This is a genomic window from Pelagimonas sp. KU-00592-HH (assembly GCF_040369695.1).
In the GTDB taxonomy this organism is placed as follows: Bacteria; Pseudomonadota; Alphaproteobacteria; order Rhodobacterales; family Rhodobacteraceae; genus Shimia.
Genome location: NZ_BAABWM010000001.1, coordinates 43,182 through 59,772 on the forward strand (window position 1 = coordinate 43,182; position 16,591 = coordinate 59,772).

The following is a 16,591-nucleotide window of genomic DNA, read 5'->3' on the forward strand; positions in this document are numbered from 1 at the left end:
GGTAGCCTAGTCTCATGGATACACCCGCGCTCATCACGGCCTTTGTCACGCTCTTCGTGATCATCGACCCCCTTGGGCTTGCCCCGCTCTATGTGACCATGACGCACGACATGGACGCGGCCCATCGTCGTGGTATTGCCATTCGCGCCTGTGTCATCGCGTTCATCATCCTGTCGGTCTTCGCGTTCTTTGGCGAAGCGGTTCTCGGCTTCATCGGTATTTCAATGCCGGCATTCCGGATCGCTGGCGGGATCCTGTTGTTCCTTACAGCTTTAGACATGTTGTTCGAGCGGCGCACGAAACGTCGTGAGGATCAGGCGGACGAGCGCCCTGACCCGTCGGTTTTCCCACTGGCGATTCCGCTGATTGCCGGGCCCGGTTCAATCGCTACCGTCATTCTCTTGTCTGGTCAGCACTCGGGTATCGAGAACACGGTGCTTGTTCTTGCGGTTGCGCTTGCGGTGCTGGCGGTCGTGTTCATTCTCTTCATGGCAAGTGGGCTTCTGGCACGTGCTCTGGGCAAGACCGGCATCAATGTCGCCACACGATTGCTGGGGATGCTGCTGGCGGCACTCGCTGTTCAATTCGTTCTCGAAGGTCTTCGCGACTTCGGATTTATGGGCTAGGCCCTTCTGTGCTCCCCTGCCCGACACTATATCAAGGGAAACGATTGAGGGTGTCATGAGCGGCGACCAGATTGCACAACTAAGTTATTTTGCGGTCCTCGGGGCTGCTATCGTGTTCTGGTTCGTGGCCAGCAACCGCCAAAGCCTCTCGAAGACGGTTCAGCAAATTCTCGTCTGGGTCCTGATTTTTGTCGGGATCATTGCCGCCTACGGCATGTGGGGAGATATACGTTCAACGGTCATCCCAACTGCAACGGTGCATTCTGCGGAAGGCCGGATCGAAATCCCGCAAAGTCCTGACGGTCACTACCGCCTCTCGCTGGATGTGAATGGCACGCCAGTGAATTTCATTGTCGACACCGGCGCAAGCAATGTCGTGTTGAGCAAACGAGATGCCGAACGCGCAGGATTTGATCCGGACACCCTCCCCTTCTTTGGCCGCGCACGAACCGCAAATGGCGAAGTTCGCACGGCCCCCATCACGATCGACACGCTCAGCCTGCAGGGGGTAACAGAAAGGAATGTTGTCGCCGCGGTGAACGGAGGCGAATTGGATGAATCTCTTTTGGGGATGAGTTACCTAGGACGGTACAGCCAGATCACCATTACAAGCGGGAAACTCATTCTCGTGCAATAGGTTAGCTGGCCGCCTTTTCGGCCTTCTTCTGCCAATTACCGCTTTCTTCCGACCAGTATTGCGCCGCACAGCCGGCATCCGTCAGAGTTTTCCATTGGACGCGTGCGTGCTGCACCGCACCCTCGTCAAACCCGTCAAACAGAATGCAGCACCGGTCTGCGGCATTGATCTCTTCCGCGGTAAGTTCGGCACCGTCAATGCTCATGACGCAATTGGCCTCGTTCGCGTTTTCCGCAGAGGTCGTGAGTAACACCGGCTGGTCCTTGTCATAGGGGCCACCAGACACGCCATGCGGCAGAAAACTCTCATCACCGCCCAGCCACAGCTTCTGATCCAGCCACTCCAGTCGATCCGTGGCGGTCCCGCGCACCAGAATGCGCCAGCCCTGCCCGCGCGCCTTGCCGATAAGGGTGGCAAGCGTCACGTCCACGGGCTGTCGCGTCAGGTGATAGAAATAGACCGCCCCCACGATCACTCGGCCTTTTCACACATATCCTGAACAAGACGGTTCAAAGCCATGACACCCCAACCCGTTGCACCCTTGGGCGCATAGTCGGTGTCGGCCTTCACGCTGGCCACACCTGCAATATCGAGGTGAATCCAGGGCGTGTCTTCCTGAACGAAACGATGGAGGAATTCGGCAGCGGTAACGGAACCGGCCGGACGACCGCCGGTGTTCTTCAGATCGGCAATCCGCGATTTGAGCTGGTCGGCATAGGCCTTGCCGAGCGGCATGCGCCATGCCCCTTCGCCTTCTGCTTCGGCCGCCTTCAGAAACTGGGCGCAGAGTTTGTCGTTATTCGAGAACACACCCGCCTTTTCATGACCAAGACCAATAATGATCGCACCTGTCAAAGTCGCCAGATCAATCATCCCCTGCGGTTTGAACCGCTCCTGCGCATAGTGCATCACATCACAAAGCACCAAACGGCCCTCGGCGTCCGTGTTGATAACTTCGATGGTGTCGCCCTTCATCGAGGTAACAACGTCCCCCGGACGTGTCGCCCGACCCGATGGCATGTTTTCAACCAGCCCGACAAGACCCACGACATTGGCTTTGGCCTTGCGCATGGCAAGCGTGCGCATCACGCCCGCCACAACCCCGGCACCGCCCATGTCCATGGTCATGTCTTCCATGCCGGCCGCCGGTTTGAGCGAAATGCCGCCGGTATCAAAGACAACGCCTTTGCCCACCAACGCCAAAGGCGCCTCTCCCTTTTCGCCGCCATTCCATTGCATGATCGCCACCTTGGAGGGGCTTTCAGATCCTTCGCCAACTGACAGAAGAGCGCCCATCCCGAGCTTCTTGAGGTCCGCCTCCTCGAGCACCTCTACCTCTAAGCCGAGGGACGACATGTCTTGGATGCGCTTGGCAAACTCGGTCGTGGTCAGCACGTTCGCCGGCTCATTCACCAGGTCGCGGGTGAAGAAAACACCTTCGGCAATGGCTTGGGTCGTGACGGCAGCGTGGTTGAACTCTTCCGGCTTGGAGACCAAAAGCGTGACGTCCGCGCGCGTTTCTTCCTGCTCGCCTGCCTTGTGTGCATTGAAGGAATAATCCCTAAGAGCGACCCCCAAAGCCAGTTGTGAAGCACGTTTTTGGCTACCAGCGCAGATTGTAAGGGCGGCCCCCGAACGGATTTTTCCCAAGGCGGCACCCGCCTTGCGCGCTTCGACGTCCGTGCAACGGCGGGGCAGGAAAACCACGTCAACACTCTCGGCTTTCATCCCGACCGGAAAGGCCAGTGAAAAGGTCTGACCTGTCGACGCCGCTTCTGCTTTTACCTCGACCAGGCGGGCAACGGCCCCTTTCGTTAACCGGTTCACGCGTCGCGCGGCTTTGTCCAGCGATCCGTCTGGTGCGACAAGTAATGCCACGCGCCCCTCCACCTCTGCCAAGAGATCAATATCTGTTTCCTTGAACTGAATGGATGCCGGCTTAAGCAATGGACTACTCCCCTGTTTGTTACAACGAGTCCTACCGCGCTGTCCGCTGGATGACCAGATAGCAGTTTTCCAGGTCGGGCATTTCCTCTAAGGTCCGGCAAAAGAAAAGAAACCGTGGGGGATTCTGGAAACGTGAGCAGATTCGACAGATACCTGCTGTCGCAGCTTTTGGTTCTGTTCAGCTTTTTTGCCCTCGTGTTGGTCTCAGTCTACTGGATCAACCGGGCGGTTGCGCTGTTCGACCAAATTCTCGCAAACGGCCAATCCGCCGTGGTGTTCCTCGAGTTCACCCTGCTCAGCCTGCCCAACGTGATCCGGCTCGTGCTGCCAATGTCCGTTTTCGCGGCCACAGTCTACGTGACCAACAGGTTGAGCAGCGAAAGCGAATTGACCGTGATGCAAGCCACCGGGTTCAGCCCGTGGCGACTGGCGCGGCCTGTCATGTTCTTTGGCGTGCTTGTCGCCTTTATGATGAGCATGCTCACGCACGTACTTGTCCCAAGCAGTTCGGCACAGCTGGACCAGCGGCAGCGTGAGATCACCGAGAACATCACAGCGCGTCTTTTGACCGAAGGCACATTCCTCCATCCAACCGAAGGGGTTACGTTCTACATCCGTGAAATTTCACCCGAGGGGATTTTGAGGGATGTTTATTTGTCGGATCGACGCCGCGATAGCGAAGTCTGGACCTATACAGCGTCCGAAGCATACCTTCTGCGAACCGAGACCGGCCCCAAGCTGGTTATGGTTGACGGACTTTCGCAAATTGAAGTGTCCGGCGACGAACGCCTCTTCACGACCAACTTCTCGGACTTTACCTATGACATCAGCGGTTTGATCGACGCCAGCACGAAGCAGCGTGAAGACATCAAATTCATAGGCACGGCAGCTCTTCTCAGCGACGCCGGTGCCATTTCCCAGCGTTTGAATATCCCTCTTGGCTGGATCGCCGAAGAAGCGCATGGGCGCATCAATCGCCCGCTCATGGTTATTTCCGCCGCCATCATCGGTTTCGCAACCCTGCTGCTTGGCAGCTACAGCCGCTTCGGCGTCTGGAGACAGATCATCGTGGCTTTCGTGCTGTTGATCTTCATGGAAATCGTCCGCAGCGCCACAATTGACCCCGTGCGATCCGATGCCTCCCTGTGGGCGCTTATGTACGTACCGGCGATGCTTGGTTTCACCCTCAGCTTCGTGTTGTTGTGGCTGGCGTCCCACCCGAACGCACTCCGTCGGAGGGCCGCGGCATGACCATTCATCTCTATTTCGCGCGGCGGTTTCTTTTGATCCTTCTCGGGATGACTGCCGTGTTCTTTGCACTGCTGGCCCTCATCGACCTTATGGAGCAGTTGAGGCGCTTTAACGTGGATGAGATCGGCTTTGCTCAAATCCTGCGTCTGACTTTGTTGCGCGCACCAGAGGGCCTCTACCAAATCCTGCCACTCCTGGTCATCCTGTCCACGGTCACCCTTTTCATCGGCCTTGCACGCAGCAGCGAGCTTGTTGTTGTCCGCGCGACAGGAAGGTCCGCTCTGGTATCCCTTCTGTCGCCGGTTTCGGTGGCGCTTATCCTGGGGCTGCTCGCGGTTTCAACGTTCAACCCTATCGTTGCGGCAACGTCCGATCAGTATCACGCGCTCGCAGATCGCTTCCGTTCCGGAGGCGGCAGCACATTGTCCATCAGCAGCGAGGGTCTTTGGTTGCGTCAGGGGGGCGTGGGCGGCCAAGCCGTCATTCACGCGGAGTCAACAAACCCTGATGCCAGCACATTCTTTGATGTGACGATCCTTTCCTATGCCACGGGAGGCGCCCCGTCTCACCGCATCGTCGCCGACTCGGCAACACTTGTCGACGGAGGCTGGGAATTAAAGAATGCGCGGGTCTGGCCGCTGATACCGGGTATCAACCCGGAAGCCGGAAAAAAGGACCACGAAACTCTGTTAATTGAAACAAGCCTGACACGAGATCGAATTCGAGACCGGTTTGGCACGCCGTCGGTCGTCTCCGTCTGGGATCTTCCTCAGTTCATTCGCGAACTTGAAGAGGCCGGCTTTTCTGCGCGCCGTCACAGCGTCTGGTTACAGATGGAACTTGCACAACCAATTTTCCTTGCAGCGATGGTATTGATTGCAGCGGCCTTCACCATGCGTCATACCCGATTTGGACGCACTGGCTTGGCCGTATTGACGGCTGTGATGACGGGTTTTGCATTGTATTACGTTCGGAATTTCGCACAGATCCTGGGGGAAAATGGCGAAATTCCGGTATATCTCGCCGCATGGGCACCCCCCATCGCAAGTGTCATGTTGGCACTGGGCTTGTTGTTGCATATGGAGGATGGATGAAAGCTGCCATTACATCGGTGTCGTTGGCTCTGCTCGTCGCCGGCACCACACCAGCAACTGCCCAATCCCTGCCAAATGGTGGGAACATGGTCTTGATTGCGGATCGGGTTTACATGACCCGGTCAAACCTTCTCGTTGCCGAAGGGCATGTTGAAGCCCTACAAGGCGATGTTCGCATCCGCGCCAATCGGATCGAATATAACGGCCAGTCAGACATTGTTCGGGTTACGGGCCCAATCCGACTGGAGCAAGGCGACACCGTTCACGTGCTTGCTTCCTACGCGGAACTAAGCGACGGGTTCCGCACAGCCCTCTTGAAAAGCGCGCGTGTCGTTCTCAATCAGCAGCTTCAAATGGCATCCGCACAGATGAACCGCGTCGATGGTCGTTACAACATTTTGCACAAAACAACTGTCAGCTCGTGCAAAGTTTGTGACGATGGCCGCCCGCCAATCTGGCAGATTCGCGCACAACGCGTTGTACACGATCAAGAAGAGCAGCAGATCTACTTCGATCACGCGCAGTTCCGTATTATGGACATGCCAGTGGCGTACTTCCCGCAATTGCGACTGCCCGACCCTACTCTGAAACGTGCAACGGGTTTCCTTATCCCGGAGATCAATCAGAACAGTGACCTCGGTTTCGGCTTCAAGGTTCCGTATTTCACCACTCTTGGAGATCACCGGGACCTGACGCTAACCCCCTATCTGGCCGAACATACCAACACACTCGAATTCCGGTATCGCCAAGCATTCAGGAGTGGCGGTGTCGAAATCAATGGTGCGATTTCCGACGATTCGATATTTTCCAACCAGCCAAGGTTCTATGGCTTCATCCACGGCTGGCAGCTGCTCCCACGCAACTATACGCTCACGTATAATCTCCGCGCTGTATCAGATGACGCCTATCTTCTTGACTACGACTATTCAGACCTCGATCGTTTGAAGAGCGATATAACTGCGCGCCGCATCGAACGGGATGAAAACACCCGTTTTGCGCTCATTCACTTTGAATCACTGCGCGCAAACGAGAACAACAATACGATTCCCTCATTTGTCAGTGTCGCGGAGACCGAAAAGCGCTTCTTCCCCACCGTTATTGGCGGCGAAGCCCGCCTCGGCCTGCAACTTCACGGGCACTACCGAGAAGCTGATGCTGACGTGATCGGCCGCGATATCGCACGGGCGACCGCGTCGCTGTCCTGGCAACGCAACTGGACCCTGGCAAACGGTCTGCGTCCGGGCCTGAGTTCATCGTTGGCGTTTGATGCTATCGACACCCATCAGGATGCCAACTTTGTCGGAACTGAAACGCAGGTTACACCTGCAATTTCGGCGCACCTTCGGTATCCGATGAGCAAAGTTGGCCCGAACGGTGAAGCCTACGTTCTTGAACCCCTTGCCCAGATTGGTTGGGTTGGTGGAAACACGCTCAACGTTGAGAACGAAGAAAGCACTTTTGTAGAATTCGATGAGGGCAACCTTCTGGCACTGTCTCGGTTTCCATCAAGTGATCGGCGCGAACGCGGTGCAACAGCGGCCGTAGGCCTCAACTGGTCCCGGTTTGCCGAAGACAGTTGGAACGCACATTTTTCTCTGGGGCAGGTCTACCATTGGGAAACGCAACCGGATTTCACGCAGAGCTCCGGCCTCTCGGGCAAGCGCTCGGATCTTTTGGTGGCTGGCCAGATCGCGATGCAAAACGGATTTTCTTTCATGGCCCGTGGGTTGTTCGATTGGAACACTGGCGTTGACAAGGCAGCAACCCGGATCGCATGGAGCAATGACAAGGTTTGGTTGGACGCAAGCTATATCTGGTTGGGGTCTGATACTGCTGAAAACCGGTCAGGCACGCTTTCGGAATGGAACATCGATGGCCGCTACCGGCTAGATCGCCATTGGACCGCACTGGCTGACTGGCGGTATGATACCGGCTCGAACCAAACTGCCGAAGCGGGCGTCGGTCTTGAGTACCGAAACGAATGTGTGAAAGTTGGCCTTTCTCTCTCGCGAAACTTCACAACCTCCAATACAGTTCAGCCCAGTACATCAATCGGATTGACGGTCGCCCTCTTGGGCTTCAGCGTCAACTCTGGTGATAAGAGTTACAGCCGCACGTGCAAACAGAGCGCAGGATAAACAACAAATGAAACCGCATCGTGTTCTTACCCATCTGGCAGCCGCAGCAGCACTTTGTCTAGGTCTGACAACCACCCAGCTAAGCGCCCAAAGTGCGTTTTCTCCGGCGGTTGTCGTGGGTGACAAAGTGGTGACTTACTACGAGGTTGAACAACGCGCTTTGCTGCTTGCTCTGATGAATGCGCCCGGAGACACCTACAAACTCGCCCAAGAGCAGTTGATCAACGAGCGCCTGCAAAAACAGGCAGCCGACACTATTGGCATCGAAGCCAATCAAGAGGGGATTGAAAGGGGCGTCATCGACTTTGGCAAACGTGGGAACATCGAAGATCCCGAGCAACTGTACAAGGTTCTGGCACAAGCCGGCGTTCACAAGGAAACACTTCAGGCGTTCGTTCGCGCTGGAATTGAGTGGGGTGCCGTTGTTCAGGCCTTATACGGCGGCGCTGTGCAAGTCTCTGAAGCTGAAATCGACCGCGCAATCGCATCAAATGTTGGAAGCAGCGGCATCAACGTCCTTTTGTCCGAGATTGTCATTCCGGTAACACCTCAAACTGCGGAGCAGGTCCAGACGATCGCCGACCAGATTGCCCAAGTCCAGACTCAAGCAGACTTCGAAGAGGCCGCGCGCCGCTATTCGCAATCGGCAACGAAAGACAAAGGTGGCCGACTGAACTGGCTGTCGATCACGCGGCTCCCTGTTCAAATTCGCCCCCTTGTTTTGGCCCTTGGCCCCGGGGATGTCAGCGAACCCGTCGCCCTTCCCAATGCAGTGGCCATTTTCATGATGCGCGGCAAGCGCGAGACCGATGTTCCGGCGCCGCGCTACTCGGCCATCGACTACGCCATGTTCAAGATTCCGGGCGGACGTACACCGGAAGCACTGGAAGATGCGGAAGAGCTGAAGGCACGTGTCGATACCTGCGATGACCTTTATGGCGAAGCAGTTGACCTGCCAGAAGACCGTCTGCTTCGCCAGGCCGTTGAACCCGCAGCGGTACCACGCGACATCGCTCTTGAGTTGGCCAAGCTGGACGACAACGAGATCTCGACAACCCTCACGACAACGATGTCGGATGGGCAACCTGCGCTGGCAGTTCTCATGCTGTGTGGGCGTTCTGCGGAACTGCGGGAAGAAATCGAGCGTGAAGACATTGCGGCCCGCTTGCGAAACCAGCGCTTGCAGTCTTATGCAGAAAGCTACCTCGAGCAACTGCGCGCAGAAAACACGATCGTCGTGAAATGAACCCTGCCCCAATTGCCCTAAGCTGTGGCGAACCCGCCGGGATCGGATTGGAACTGGTGGAGAAATCCTGGCAAGCTCTGAAAGACGAGCTTGCCTTTTTCGTGATCTGCGATCCTTCTCACCTTCCCGGTTCGGTTCCTGCACAGGTCATCACTGATCCCTCCGAAGCCGCCCAAACAATGGCGACGGCCCTTCCCGTTATGCCGTTGGCCTTTGACGGTGTCGCGACGCCAGGCACCGCGGACCCCGACAATGCCTCCGGCGTCATGGATGCCATCGCGATGGGGGCGCAAATGGCCATGGACGGTGAAGCCTCGGCACTTTGCACGGCACCGATCCACAAGAAGGCGCTGAAGGATGGCGCTGATTTCCCCTTCCCCGGCCATACCGAGTATCTTGCCGATCTAGCCGGAGTCGATCGGGTTGTGATGATGCTGGCCAGTACTCAACTCCGCGTGGTCCCCACGACCATTCACATTGCCGTTTCTGACGTTCCCGATGCCCTGACGCCGGAACTCCTTCGGGAAACGATCGAAATCACCCACAGCGCCCTACAGGATCAGTTCGGCATCCCGAAACCGCGCATCGCCATTGCAGGTCTGAACCCGCACGCTGGCGAAGGCGGCGCGATGGGAGACGAAGAGATCACCATGATTGCGCCCTTGGTCGATGAACTGCGTGCCGAAGGCTACAATCTGCTTGGCCCACTGCCGGCTGACACCATGTTTCACGCCGCTGCCCGCAGCAAGTATGACACAGCGATTTGCATGTATCACGATCAGGCGCTCATCCCGATCAAGACTCTGGACTTCGACAAGGGGGTAAACGTGACCTTGGGCCTTCCCTTTATCCGCACGTCGCCCGATCACGGCACCGCCTTTGACATCGCGGGACAAGGTATCGCCAATCCCTCAAGCATGATCGAAGCCTTGCGGATGGCATTTGAAATGGCCACTGAACGTTCAATGAACCAAGGAAACACTGCCTGATGAGCGCAATTGACGATCTTCCACCATTGCGGCAAGTCATCGCCGATCACGGCCTCTCTGCACGCAAGTCCCTTGGGCAGAACTTTCTTCTCGACCTCAACCTGACAGCCAAGATCGCGCGGCAGGCGGGCGATCTGAGCGAATGTGACGTTCTTGAAATCGGTCCGGGCCCCGGCGGTTTGACACGCGGACTCTTGTCCGAAGGCGCACGCAAGGTGCTTGCCATCGAGAAGGACACCCGCTGCATTCCGGCACTGTCCGAAATCGCCGTGGCCTATCCCGGACGCCTTGAGGTCATCAACGGAGATGCGCTTGAAATCGACCCGCTCTCGCATCTCACCCCGCCGATCCGTATCGCTGCCAACCTTCCCTACAACGTCGGGACCGAGCTTCTCGTGCGCTGGCTGACACCCAAGGAATGGCCGCCCTTCTGGCAAAGCCTGACGCTGATGTTCCAACGCGAAGTCGCCGAGCGTATCGTCGCGCAGCCGGGATCAAAGGCATATGGTCGCTTGGCAATCCTCGCACAATGGCGGGCCGAGGCCAAGATCGTGCTGAGCCTTCCGCCCGGCGCCTTCACGCCGCCGCCAAAGGTCAACAGCGCCGTCGTGCATCTCAAATCCCTTGAAAAGCCCCGCTTCGAGGCCGAGGCAGCCACGCTGAGCCGCGTTGTTGCCGCCGCCTTCAACCAGCGTCGCAAAATGCTGCGCGCCTCGCTCAAGGGCGTGGCGCCAGATATCGAAGATCGCCTCTTGGCCGCGGGCATCAAGCCAACGGAACGTGCAGAGCAGGTATCTCTCGAAGAGTTCTGCGCCCTCGCCCGACAGGTGGACGCGATCTAAAGAAAAGCCCGGGTCAATGCCCGGGCTTTGTTCTTATTCTGCGGCTTCGGGCTTGTCGCCTTCTGCGGGCTTGGCGCTGCTCTCGGGCGCGTCCTCGGCCTTTTTCGGCTCGGGCTTTTTGCGCGGAGAGGAACGACGCGGCTTGCGTGCCGATTTTGGTTTTTCCTCGGCCTTGGCCTCGGGGGTCTCAACCAGACCGGTGTCGCCGCTTTCGTTCACGTCAATCACATCAGGCTGCGCCGCGCTGCCGGGATCGGCTGCGGGTGCCGACGCGTTGGCCTCGCGCTCCTGACGGTCCATACGTTCCTGACGCTCGCGGTCACGCTCTGCTTGGCGTTCGCGGTTCTGACGCTCCTGCTCTTCGCGGCGGGCGTCCATCTCGCGCTGTGCCTCGGAAAGCATGCGCTGATAATGTTCTGCATGCTGTTGGAAATTCTCGGTCGCAACACGATCATTAGCCAACTGTGCGTCCCGCGCCAGCTGGTTGTACTTGTCGATGATCTGCTGCGGCGTGCCACGCACCTTGCCCTCGGGACCGGAGCTGTCGAACACGCGGTTGACGACGTTCCCGGAAGGACGATTTCTATTATTCTTGTTCCGCGAACGGGATTTGGACGATCTCATATCTTCAGTAATCCAGCCTTGAACCGTTGTCGGTCGATGAACCCGTTTCGCGCCTCTTGCGCTCAAAAGAACCCGGGTTCCGACATTTGGGCTTGATGTCCTTCGTGACAGAATTCGCGTTCGGTCTCTGCAAGGACACCTCCTGAGTAATCCGGTCACGCTTCGTATACAAGGGGTTCTATGAAAAAACCTTGAAAAACCGTGTCTATTGGGCACTTCACACGGGGCTTCGTGCACTCACGACACGATCGCGCCCATCAAGATCGGGCAAAACCGCACAATCACAAAGGCCCGCCGCTTCGAAAATGGCTTTCACATCCGGGCCTTGCTTCCAGCCAATCTCAACCAGAAGGCGTCCTCTGGGTTCCAGAAACGCGGACACATCCCGCGCGATAGTCCGATAGGGATCGAGGCCATCGCCGCCCGGTGTCAGAGCAAGGTGAGGGTCGTGTTCACGCACTTCTCTGGAAAGCTCTTCCATCTCGTCGTCCGTGATATAGGGCGGATTGGAAACGATCAGATCGAAACGCCCCTCAACAGCCGAAAACCAGTCGGAAACGCCAAAGGCCAATCTCTCGTCTACTTGATGGACCTTCGCGTTTTCTTGTGCGACCTGAAGCGCGGCTTGGGAAACATCTACGGCAAGGCCCTGCGCGAGAGGGCGCTCTGCAAGAAGGGTGATCGGGATACACCCTGTCCCCGTCCCCAGATCCAATAGCCGTTCAAAACGATGCTCCAGCGCCGCCACGATCAGGGTTTCCGTCTCGGGACGCGGGTCAAGAACATCCGGCGTCACCTTGAACTCACGCCCCCAGAATTGCCGCTTTCCAACGATCTTGGAAACCGGTTCACGCTCTATGCGACGCGCACAAAATCCATTGAAAACAGTTACCTGTTCCGCGCTCACATCCATTTGCGCTTCGAGAGTGACCCGATCTGCCGGTATCCCGACTGCATGCGCAACCAAGACCCGCGCATCCCTTTGCGCCCCCTCGATCCCCGCCTCGCGCAGTTGGCGGGTGGCTTGGGTTAGGAGGGATTGGAGGATCATGCGTTCATTTCGGCGAGGAGACGGGCCTGATCGTCGGCGGTGAGGGCGTCCACGATCTCGTCCAGATCACCGTTCATGATTTGATCAAGTTTATAGAGCGTCAGGTTGATCCGGTGGTCCGTCATGCGCCCCTGCGGGAAGTTGTAGGTGCGGATACGTTCAGAGCGGTCCCCAGAGCCGACCTGGGATTTCCGGTCTGCCGAACGTTCGGAATCGATACGCTGGCGCTCCATGTCATAAAGCCGCGTCTTCAGCACCTGCATCGCGATCTCCCGGTTGCGGTGCTGGGATTTCTCGGAACTCGTGACCACGATCCCCGACGGAATATGGGTGATGCGTACAGCCGAGTCGGTGGTGTTGACGTGCTGCCCCCCGGCCCCGGACGACCGCATGGTATCGATGCGCAGATCGTTAGCGTCGATCTGGATGTCGACATCCTCGGCCTCGGGCAGAACCGCCACTGTCGCGGCCGATGTGTGAACGCGGCCACCGGATTCGGTTTCGGGCACACGTTGTACCCTGTGTACGCCGGATTCGTATTTCAAACGGGCAAAAACATCCTCGCCCTTCACATGGGCGACAACTTCCTTGATGCCGCCGAGTTCCGTCTGCTGTTCCTCGATGATCTCGATCCGCCACCCCTTGGAGTCGGCGAACCGTTGGTACATGCGCAGCAGGTCACCAGCAAAAAGCGCAGCCTCATCCCCGCCGGTGCCGGGGCGTATCTCGATCATTGCTGGGCGGGAATCCGCCTCGTCCCTGGGCAAAAGCGCAAGTTGCAGCGCGTGTTCAGCCTCGGGGAGTTGCGCCTTCAAACCTGGCAGTTCTTCTTCCGCCAGCTCTTTCATGTCCGGATCATCCAGCATCAGTTCGGCCTCTTCGAGGTCGCCAAGTAACTGGCGATAGGCCTGAATTTGCTCAACAACCGGGCGCAGGTCGGAATATTCCTTGGCCAGCGCGGCAATATCCTCGCCCGCTGCCCCTTCTGCCATCTTGGCTTCGAGAAACTCGAAACGCTGGGTGATCTGTTCTAGACGCTCTATAGGAACCATGAGGCTAAGTGGGACAATCCGGAGACTTGGTCAAGAGCCGTGGTTGGGATATACTATTTCTATGCGATATCTTGTTCTTCTGGCCATGCTCGTTCCGGGCCCCGCGCTTGCCGATTACAACCTCAATGGCAAGACGATTGACTGTTATTGCACTGATACCTCTGGAAATCGCGTGGAACTTGGCGAGATGATCTGCCTGCATGTCGACGGTCGCATGTTCATGGCGCAATGCCAGATGTCGCTGAACGTCCCGATGTGGCGCGAGATTTCACCTGCTTGCCTGTCGTCTGACGCGGGTCCGTCAATTGGTGGACAAAGCCGCAATCCAGCCATCGACGCGCTGCGCATTGACACCAAAATCACGCCGCCCAAAACGTGAGCGGCCGTGGATCAACAGGGTTTCGCCGTCCTGCCTGATCGTCGTGAAATCCGGGTATCCCATCAGTTTCGTGCGCGAAACATAGGTCACCATGCCGCTTGCAACATCGCCCGTAAGAACTTGTGTTGAAACATCTTTTCCAATCACTTCATGCAGTTTCTCAAGACCGTTGGGAGCGTTTTCAATCCGCCGTAACACCCCGTTCGAATAGGCTTTATCGCGATCCACCTCGGGCGCGACATGCCATTTTTCGGGGGAGTTGGGTGACAAGCGAATATAGGCAATCAACGCGACAAACAGGACAATCAACACCGCAAGGAACTTCATCACACACTCCGCAATTCGACAGGAACCGGGCTTTGCCGGCCCGCCCCGAAAGATTGCATTGAAGGTTTGCCGTGTAAACGCTTGCGTGGCGTCACGTCAGGTTTTCGTACGGCGGCTGGAGGCCCAGATGCACAGAAGTTCAGTGGCGACATGTGCGCCCGCGATTGCCGTGGCCCCCGTCGTATCAAACGGCGGAGAAACTTCGACCACATCGCCGCCCACCATGTTGATGCCTTCCAGATCACGCAGCATGATCGACGCCTGCGCCGAGGTCAGGCCACCCCAGACAGGCGTGCCCGTGCCCGGTGCGAATGCCGGGTCAAGCGCGTCAATGTCAAAGGTGAGGTATGTCGGGTTATCCTCAAGTATTTCCTTGATTTTCTTGGCCGTAGCACCCGGCCCCGCCTCATGCACTTCGCGCGCGTCGATAATGTTCACACCCAGCGTATCTTCGTTGGTGGTGCGGATGCCCACCTGCACAGACCGCTTGGGATCAACTAGGCCAAGTTTCACCGCCTTGTAGAACATGGTGCCGTGGTCGATCCGATCCATATCGTCATCGGGCCACGTATCGGTGTGGGCGTCGAACTGCAAAAGCGAAAGCGGGCCGAATTTTTCTGCATAGGCGCGCAGGATCGGGAAGGTGATATAGTGGTCCCCGCCCAAAACGATGCTGGCTGCACCCGCATCAAGGATCGTGCGGATATGTTCGGTCAGTGCGGCAGGAAACGCGGGGACATTGGCATAGTCGAACGCCAGGTCGCCATAGTCCACCACGGAAAACTCTTCCAGCACGTTGAACCCCCAGCCATAAGGCGCGTCGGGGCTTTGCAGGGCAGAGGCCTCGCGGATAGAGCGAGGCCCAAGGCGCGTGCCGGGACGGTTGGTCACCGCCTGATCAAAGGGAACCCCTGTTACGGCGACATCAACACCCGTCAGATCCTTGCTATAGCGGCGGCGCAGGAAGGACGTCGCACCGCCAAAGGTGTTTTCAAAGCTCGGTCCGAGGTTGTTGTCGCGGGTGAAGGCTTCGTCCACGACCTTTTTTGCATCTTCCAGTGCCATGCGGATTTCCGTGATCAAGAAATTTGATCAAAAAATTGATAATCCGGCCTTGCAAGTCAAGCAGGAAATCCGCCGCGACGCAGAATGACGGTCAAAAACCGCTGTCTGCATCACGTCGGTATCGCGACGGTGCTGCCGTGCAGCGTAAAATTCCTACAGTGGCTGGGCCTTTTCCACGACACGCGCAAAGAACGACGCGCCGATCGGAGAGATGTCGTCGTTGAAGTCGTAGTTCGGATTATGCAGCGCGGCACCCGGCCCCTGGCCAATGAAAAGATAGGCCCCCGGGCGTTCCTGGAGCATGTAGGAGAAATCCTCGGCGCCCATCTCTTTTCCGGTGTCATCCTGCACCGCATCGGCACCGGAAATCTCGCGCGCGACCTCGGCGGCGAAGGCAACCTTGTCGGCGTCGTTCACGGTGGCGGGATAGCCGCGTTCATAACGCAGGGTGGCCTCGACATCATAGGCGGCGGCCTGCCCTGCGACGATGGCCTCCATGCGGGATATGATCATATCCTGAACTTCGGGTTCGAACGTGCGCACGGTTCCATTCAGATAAGCCGTATCGGGAATCACGTTGTCGGTGCTGCCGGTGTGGATCTGGGTGACCGAGACCACCGCTTCTTGCCGGGCGTCGTGGTTGCGGCTGATGATGGTCTGGATCGCCTGGGCGATGGCGACCGAGGCCATGACCGGATCAGCCGTTTCATGCGGATAGGCGCCGTGGCCGCCGCGCCCCTTGATGTCGATGTGGAACTCATCCACCGCTGCCATGATCGGCCCGGGCGTGGTGTAGAAATTGCCCACGGCGATCTCGGGGACGTTGTGCAGGGCATAGACCTGATCGATCTCGAAACGATCCATGATCCCCTCTTCCACCATCACGCCGGCCCCGCCACCGCCTTCCTCGGCGGGTTGGAAGATCAGCGCGACGCGGCCGGAAAAGTTGCGCGTCTCGGCAAGGTATTTCGCCGCGCCAAGCAGCATGGTGGTGTGGCCGTCGTGGCCGCAGGCGTGCATTTTGCACTCAACCGTCGAAGCATAGTCAAGGCCCGTGGTCTCGGGCATCGGCAGCGCGTCCATGTCAGCGCGCAGCCCGATGGTGCCGCCCTCGCCCTTGCCGTTGATGATGGCGACAAGGCCGGTGGTCGCGATTCCCTCGTGCAACTCATCGACGCCGAACTCACGCAGACGCGCGGCAACAAAGGCGGCGGTCTCGTGACAGTCGAATTCCAGTTCGGGGTGCATATGCAGGTGGCGACGCCAGGTTTTCATCTCTTCGGCGTTGGCGGCAATGCTGTTGAGGACGGGCATGGGGTGGAC

At 57.8% G+C, this 16,591-nt stretch carries 17 protein-coding genes; 9 read left to right on the forward strand and 8 right to left on the reverse strand.

Annotated features, from left to right (window positions below):
• Positions 1-14 precede the first annotated feature (14 nt).
• Both ABWV42_RS00260 and ABWV42_RS00265 read left to right on the forward strand, forming a co-directional pair.
• A complete protein-coding gene (locus ABWV42_RS00260) occupies positions 15-626 on the forward strand; it encodes a MarC family protein (RefSeq protein WP_353338385.1) in 612 nt (203 codons plus the stop codon).
• A 55-nt stretch (positions 627-681) separates the two neighbouring features.
• Positions 682-1,263, forward strand: a complete 582-nt coding sequence (locus tag ABWV42_RS00265) for a retropepsin-like aspartic protease family protein (RefSeq protein ID WP_353338386.1) — start codon at positions 682-684, stop codon at positions 1,261-1,263.
• A gap of 1 nt (position 1,264) precedes the next feature.
• Here ABWV42_RS00265 and ABWV42_RS00270 read toward each other — a convergent pair whose 3' ends face one another.
• Entirely contained in the window at positions 1,265-1,732 is a 468-nt protein-coding gene (locus tag ABWV42_RS00270; protein ID WP_353338387.1) for a DNA polymerase III subunit chi, read from the reverse strand.
• Between the two features lie 2 nt (positions 1,733-1,734).
• On the reverse strand, positions 1,735-3,210 hold the full coding sequence (locus tag ABWV42_RS00275) for a leucyl aminopeptidase (RefSeq protein WP_353338388.1): 1,476 nt from the start codon (positions 3,208-3,210) through the stop codon (positions 1,735-1,737).
• A 132-nt stretch (positions 3,211-3,342) separates the two neighbouring features.
• Between ABWV42_RS00275 and lptF the strand changes: the two genes are divergently transcribed.
• The 6 genes from lptF to rsmA are packed head-to-tail and all read left to right on the forward strand — an operon-like array spanning position 3,343 to position 10,770.
• Positions 3,343-4,461, forward strand: coding sequence for an LPS export ABC transporter permease LptF (gene lptF, locus ABWV42_RS00280; RefSeq protein WP_353338389.1), 1,119 nt, complete (start codon positions 3,343-3,345; stop codon positions 4,459-4,461).
• The gene (gene lptG / locus ABWV42_RS00285; RefSeq protein WP_353338390.1) at positions 4,458-5,555 is read left to right on the forward strand and encodes an LPS export ABC transporter permease LptG; all 1,098 of its coding nucleotides are present in this window, start codon (positions 4,458-4,460) and stop codon (positions 5,553-5,555) included. The genes lptF and lptG overlap by 4 nt, the downstream gene beginning before the upstream one ends.
• A complete protein-coding gene (locus ABWV42_RS00290; RefSeq protein WP_353338391.1) occupies positions 5,552-7,693 on the forward strand; it encodes an LPS-assembly protein LptD in 2,142 nt (713 codons plus the stop codon). Before lptG ends, ABWV42_RS00290 begins: the two co-directional genes overlap by 4 nt.
• A gap of 7 nt (positions 7,694-7,700) precedes the next feature.
• A complete protein-coding gene (locus tag ABWV42_RS00295) occupies positions 7,701-8,939 on the forward strand; it encodes a peptidylprolyl isomerase (RefSeq protein WP_353338392.1) in 1,239 nt (412 codons plus the stop codon).
• Complete coding sequence (pdxA, locus tag ABWV42_RS00300; protein WP_353338393.1) at positions 8,936-9,928, forward strand: 4-hydroxythreonine-4-phosphate dehydrogenase PdxA; 993 nt, start codon at positions 8,936-8,938, stop codon at positions 9,926-9,928. Before ABWV42_RS00295 ends, pdxA begins: the two co-directional genes overlap by 4 nt.
• The gene (rsmA, locus tag ABWV42_RS00305) at positions 9,928-10,770 is read left to right on the forward strand and encodes a 16S rRNA (adenine(1518)-N(6)/adenine(1519)-N(6))-dimethyltransferase RsmA (protein ID WP_353338394.1); all 843 of its coding nucleotides are present in this window, start codon (positions 9,928-9,930) and stop codon (positions 10,768-10,770) included. The genes pdxA and rsmA overlap by 1 nt, the downstream gene beginning before the upstream one ends.
• 33 nt (positions 10,771-10,803) lie before the next feature.
• Here the strand turns inward: rsmA and ABWV42_RS00310 are convergent, their stop codons facing one another.
• From ABWV42_RS00310 to prfA, 3 genes are all read right to left on the reverse strand, one after another.
• Positions 10,804-11,394, reverse strand: a complete 591-nt coding sequence (locus ABWV42_RS00310; protein WP_353338395.1) for a DUF4167 domain-containing protein — start codon at positions 11,392-11,394, stop codon at positions 10,804-10,806.
• 217 nt (positions 11,395-11,611) lie between these two features.
• Positions 11,612-12,445: a peptide chain release factor N(5)-glutamine methyltransferase gene (gene prmC, locus ABWV42_RS00315; protein WP_353338396.1), complete on the reverse strand. Its 834-nt coding sequence runs from the start codon at positions 12,443-12,445 to the stop codon at positions 11,612-11,614.
• The gene (prfA, locus tag ABWV42_RS00320) at positions 12,442-13,497 is read right to left on the reverse strand and encodes a peptide chain release factor 1 (RefSeq protein WP_353338397.1); all 1,056 of its coding nucleotides are present in this window, start codon (positions 13,495-13,497) and stop codon (positions 12,442-12,444) included. Before prfA ends, prmC begins: the two co-directional genes overlap by 4 nt.
• Positions 13,498-13,558: 61 nt before the next feature.
• Here prfA and ABWV42_RS00325 point away from each other — a divergent pair, with 61 nt between their 5' ends.
• Positions 13,559-13,876 (forward strand): hypothetical protein, encoded by a 318-nt coding sequence (locus tag ABWV42_RS00325; RefSeq protein WP_353338398.1) that lies wholly within the window; start codon positions 13,559-13,561, stop codon positions 13,874-13,876.
• Here ABWV42_RS00325 and ABWV42_RS00330 read toward each other — a convergent pair.
• The 3 genes from ABWV42_RS00330 to ABWV42_RS00340 all read right to left on the reverse strand — a co-directional run bounded on the left by ABWV42_RS00330 (position 13,799) and on the right by ABWV42_RS00340 (position 16,582).
• Positions 13,799-14,203: a DUF1499 domain-containing protein gene (locus ABWV42_RS00330; RefSeq protein ID WP_353338399.1), complete on the reverse strand. Its 405-nt coding sequence runs from the start codon at positions 14,201-14,203 to the stop codon at positions 13,799-13,801. The two genes, ABWV42_RS00325 and ABWV42_RS00330, sit on opposite strands and share 78 nt — an antisense overlap.
• A 96-nt stretch (positions 14,204-14,299) precedes the next feature.
• Positions 14,300-15,268, reverse strand: coding sequence for an agmatinase (gene speB / locus ABWV42_RS00335; RefSeq protein ID WP_353338400.1), 969 nt, complete (start codon positions 15,266-15,268; stop codon positions 14,300-14,302).
• Positions 15,269-15,421: 153 nt separating this feature from the next.
• Positions 15,422-16,582, reverse strand: a complete 1,161-nt coding sequence (locus ABWV42_RS00340; RefSeq protein ID WP_353338401.1) for a M20 aminoacylase family protein — start codon at positions 16,580-16,582, stop codon at positions 15,422-15,424.
• Positions 16,583-16,591 lie beyond the last annotated feature (9 nt).

What these genes read in the sequence shown, in the direction of transcription:
- ABWV42_RS00260 (WP_353338385.1), top strand. Translation starts at nt 15, where the DNA reads ATGGATACACCCGCGCTCATCACGGCCTTTGTCACGCTCTTCGTGATC.
- ABWV42_RS00265 (WP_353338386.1), top strand. Translation starts at nt 682, where the DNA reads ATGAGCGGCGACCAGATTGCACAACTAAGTTATTTTGCGGTCCTCGGG.
- lptG (WP_353338390.1), top strand. Translation starts at nt 4,458, where the DNA reads ATGACCATTCATCTCTATTTCGCGCGGCGGTTTCTTTTGATCCTTCTC.
- ABWV42_RS00290 (WP_353338391.1), top strand. Translation starts at nt 5,552, where the DNA reads ATGAAAGCTGCCATTACATCGGTGTCGTTGGCTCTGCTCGTCGCCGGC.
- ABWV42_RS00295 (WP_353338392.1), top strand. Translation starts at nt 7,701, where the DNA reads ATGAAACCGCATCGTGTTCTTACCCATCTGGCAGCCGCAGCAGCACTT.
- pdxA (WP_353338393.1), top strand. Translation starts at nt 8,936, where the DNA reads ATGAACCCTGCCCCAATTGCCCTAAGCTGTGGCGAACCCGCCGGGATC.
- rsmA (WP_353338394.1), top strand. Translation starts at nt 9,928, where the DNA reads ATGAGCGCAATTGACGATCTTCCACCATTGCGGCAAGTCATCGCCGAT.
- ABWV42_RS00310 (WP_353338395.1), bottom strand. Translation starts at nt 11,394, where the DNA reads ATGAGATCGTCCAAATCCCGTTCGCGGAACAAGAATAATAGAAATCGT.
- prmC (WP_353338396.1), bottom strand. Translation starts at nt 12,445, where the DNA reads ATGATCCTCCAATCCCTCCTAACCCAAGCCACCCGCCAACTGCGCGAG.
- prfA (WP_353338397.1), bottom strand. Translation starts at nt 13,497, where the DNA reads ATGGTTCCTATAGAGCGTCTAGAACAGATCACCCAGCGTTTCGAGTTT.
- ABWV42_RS00325 (WP_353338398.1), top strand. Translation starts at nt 13,559, where the DNA reads ATGCGATATCTTGTTCTTCTGGCCATGCTCGTTCCGGGCCCCGCGCTT.
- ABWV42_RS00330 (WP_353338399.1), bottom strand. Translation starts at nt 14,203, where the DNA reads ATGAAGTTCCTTGCGGTGTTGATTGTCCTGTTTGTCGCGTTGATTGCC.
- speB (WP_353338400.1), bottom strand. Translation starts at nt 15,268, where the DNA reads ATGGCACTGGAAGATGCAAAAAAGGTCGTGGACGAAGCCTTCACCCGC.
- ABWV42_RS00340 (WP_353338401.1), bottom strand. Translation starts at nt 16,582, where the DNA reads ATGCCCGTCCTCAACAGCATTGCCGCCAACGCCGAAGAGATGAAAACC.